At 71.4% G+C, this 3,022-nt stretch carries 4 protein-coding genes; all 4 read left to right on the top strand.

The features are described 5' to 3' along the window. Nucleotides 1–106 precede the first annotated feature (106 nt). The gene (locus AB0I53_RS44445; RefSeq protein ID WP_093157991.1) at nucleotides 107–265 is read left to right on the top strand and encodes a DUF4177 domain-containing protein; all 159 of its coding nucleotides are present in this window, start codon (nucleotides 107–109) and stop codon (nucleotides 263–265) included. Between the two features lies 1 nt (nucleotide 266). Then, complete coding sequence (locus AB0I53_RS44440) at nucleotides 267–725, top strand: RidA family protein (RefSeq protein ID WP_358615823.1); 459 nt, start codon at nucleotides 267–269, stop codon at nucleotides 723–725. Nucleotides 726–1,098: 373 nt separating this feature from the next. Beyond that, on the top strand, nucleotides 1,099–1,713 hold the full coding sequence (locus AB0I53_RS44435; protein WP_358615820.1) for a hypothetical protein: 615 nt from the start codon (nucleotides 1,099–1,101) through the stop codon (nucleotides 1,711–1,713). 28 nt (nucleotides 1,714–1,741) lie between these two features. Next, a complete protein-coding gene (locus tag AB0I53_RS44430) occupies nucleotides 1,742–2,872 on the top strand; it encodes a hypothetical protein (protein ID WP_358615818.1) in 1,131 nt (376 codons plus the stop codon). Nucleotides 2,873–3,022: the final 150 nt, after the last annotated feature.

Below are 3,022 nucleotides of genomic sequence, written 5' to 3'. Positions count from 1 at the left end.
AACCCGCGACGACATGCATGACGGCTTCCTCCAACTCGCTCACTGCATGATCCTCGCCGCCAAACTCCCCACATCAGCATTCTGAAAGAACCCCTAAGCTGCACGCATGCAGAAGTGGGAGTACGCGACGGTTCCGCTGTTGATCCACGCGACCAAGCAGATCCTCGACCAGTGGGGCGAGGACGGCTGGGAGCTGGTCTCCGTCCTGCCCGGCCCGACCGGCGAGCAGATGGTGGCCTATCTGAAGCGGCCGAAGGAGGCCTGACATGGGGCGGTGGACGGATCGCCTCGCGGAACTCGGCATCCCGCTGCCGGCGGTGGTGCCGCCGGTCGCGGCGTACGTGCCCGCGGTGCGCACCGGCTCGCTGGTCTACACCGCCGGCCAGGTGCCGATGGTCGCCGGCGAGCCCGCGGGGATCGGCAAGGTCGGCGCGGAGATCAGCGCCGAGGAGGCCAAGCAGCACGCCGCGATCTGCGCGCTCAACGCGCTCGCCGCGGTGGACGCGCTGGTCGGCCTGGACTCGGTGGTGCGGATCGTCAAGGTCGTCGGGTTCGTGGCCTCGGCCGAGGGCTTCACCGGGCAGCCCGGGGTGGTCAACGGCGCGTCGGAGCTGCTCGGCGAGATCTTCGGCGAGGCCGGGCAGCACGCCCGCTCGGCGGTGGGCGTGGCCGAACTGCCGCTCGGCGTCCCGGTCGAGGTGGAGCTGATCGTCGAGGTCGAATAGGCGGAGCGCGGCCGGGCAGCGGCCCGGTTGCCGTTTGCCACGTCATTTGCGCGGCGTTGCCCGATTTCGGGTGACGCCGCGTTTCGCATGCGTCACGGCGGGTCGTCGGCGAATATCGCCGGCCCCGATTTCGGCGGCTCGGACGCGCGACGCCGCCTCCGACCAGTACGCTGCGATCATCACCTACTTGAGTTCGCCGGATCTGGCGTAACCCAAATAGGGGTAGATCGATTCCAGTGTGTCGCGAAAAGACCGTTCAAGGGCTTGATTGATCCGGTTATCGCGGCCAAAGTTCACCTGGACGGGTGTAGCTGGTCGGGGGGCGGCGAGCGACACCCGCGTCGACGGAGTACGAGCCTTGGGAGGGGCCGACGTGGCGGTGCGCGAAACCGATCTGCTGTGCCACGAACTACTTCTTCGGCTTGCCAACCGGCTGCCCGACCGACACCTGTGGCGCTTCCGCGACTGGCTGGCCGGTGACGCCGCCGACGTGGTCGCGAGGATGCTGCCGGGCACGCTCGTCCGGGAGCGCATCGCGCTCGACGACGCCGAACACCAGCTGCTGGCCAACGCGCTGGCGCCGCTGGGCGCCGACCCCGCGATGGTCAACGCCGTCCTCCCGGTCGATCCGGCCGAAGCCCCGCGGTACTCGTTCAGCAGCGAACGACCGACGGGCAACGCCGGCGACTCCGCGATGCTGGTGCTCGGCGCCACGTTGCGCGGCCGCCCCGGTGTCCGCGAGGTGCGCAGCAGCTGGCGGAGCGCCGAAAGCGGGGCGACGAAGCTGGTCGTGCTGGTGACCGCGTCCGCCGACGTCGTCGGCCTGACCGGGGAGATCCAGCGCGTCCTGCGGGCGCTCGGCGAACCCGAACCCCGCGTCGAGGTGCTCCCACCCGACCTGGAACCCGCCGCGTACCACCGCGCCGCGCTCGCCGAGTCGGCGCTGGTGTGCACGGGGGCCGAAGAACTCGCCGGCCGCCGCGGTTGAGCGGCCGACATCCGTGAAGGAGGCGTGCGTGGTGGACGTGGCTGAGGGGGCCGGGCCGGTGGACCGGCTGCACAACCTCTTGCTGGCCATGACAGGCCGGGTGGACGACGACGGGATCAACTCGGCCCGCGAACTGCTCGGCATCGGCCAGCCCGACGCCGCGGCCGAGTACCTCACCGGCTGCCTGCTGGCCGGCCGCATCCCGGTGACCTCCAGCGAGCAGTACCACCTGCGCCGGGTCCTCGACGAGACCCGCTCGACGCACACCCTTGCGGACCGGGTGCACGTGGTCGACTCGGTGCCGATCGACCAGCACCGGTTCGGCGAACCGACCGAGGGCGACGGCGATCTGGTGGCGGCGCTCGCGCCGGTCGCGGCACGCCTCCAAGGCGTGCGCGGGCTGTGGTGTGCCTCGCGGACGACGCCGGCGGGCGTCAGCTACGGCGCGGTGCCCCGGCGCATCCTGCTCGCCGAGGTCAGCCCGGAGGGCTCCACCACGGCGGTGGCCTACCAGCTGATCGAAGCCCTGCGGCGGGCCGACATCAACTGCTCCGTCGACGTCTTCGATAGCGGCGCCGAACTGCCCGAATACCACCGGGAAGCCCTCGCGGCGGCGCACCGCGTGCGCCTCGACGCGCCACCCGCCACACCTGCGGCCGCAGCCCGGGAGGACGCGCAGCGTCCGGTCGCCCACGCGGAGCGTCTGGTTGTTCAGGAGGACGTGCAGCGTCCGGTCGAGCATCCAGCGGAGCAGCAGCGCGCGGCGGAGCCGCAGCGGCGGGCGGTGGAAGAGCGACCGGCGGAGCCGGAGCGCTCGATCCCGCAGCCGGCGCAGCCGGTGAGCCAGCCGGAGCACGAGCCGGCGCTGGCGCAAGCCGCCGAGGCCGCCGAGGCGCAGGCCGAGGCGAACGCCATGCGGGTGCCGCCGGCGGTCGACGCGAAGCTGACTGACCGGGAGCGCAACCTGCTGCGCAAGCTGCACGAGGAGCTCGCGCAGCGAGAGCAGGACCGGTCGGGCGGGTCGCGGCGGCAGAACGGGTCGAACAACGGCGAGGAGGGCTGGACGTCGACCATGCCGGGCGGCACCGGTGGTTTCCCGCCGATCGGCGCGGCGCCGGCCAACAACCAGGCCTACACCCCCCAGCAGCAGCGCTCCTAGCCAATCGCCAGGAGCGCCGTTTCATCCAGGAGTGCCGTTTCACCCAGGAGCGCCGTTTCATCTGGTAACGGGGCCGTGAGTCTTTTGGGCGGCTATAGCAACCCAAAAGACAGAAGGCAGTGGAAGTCGATCAGCGCATCGGTCGCGCGG

The organism is Saccharopolyspora sp. NPDC050389, assembly GCF_040655595.1.
Taxonomy (GTDB): Bacteria; Actinomycetota; Actinomycetes; order Mycobacteriales; family Pseudonocardiaceae; genus Saccharopolyspora.
The sequence above is the reverse complement of the archived record's forward strand: the minus strand, read 5'-3'. Positions and strand labels throughout refer to the sequence as shown.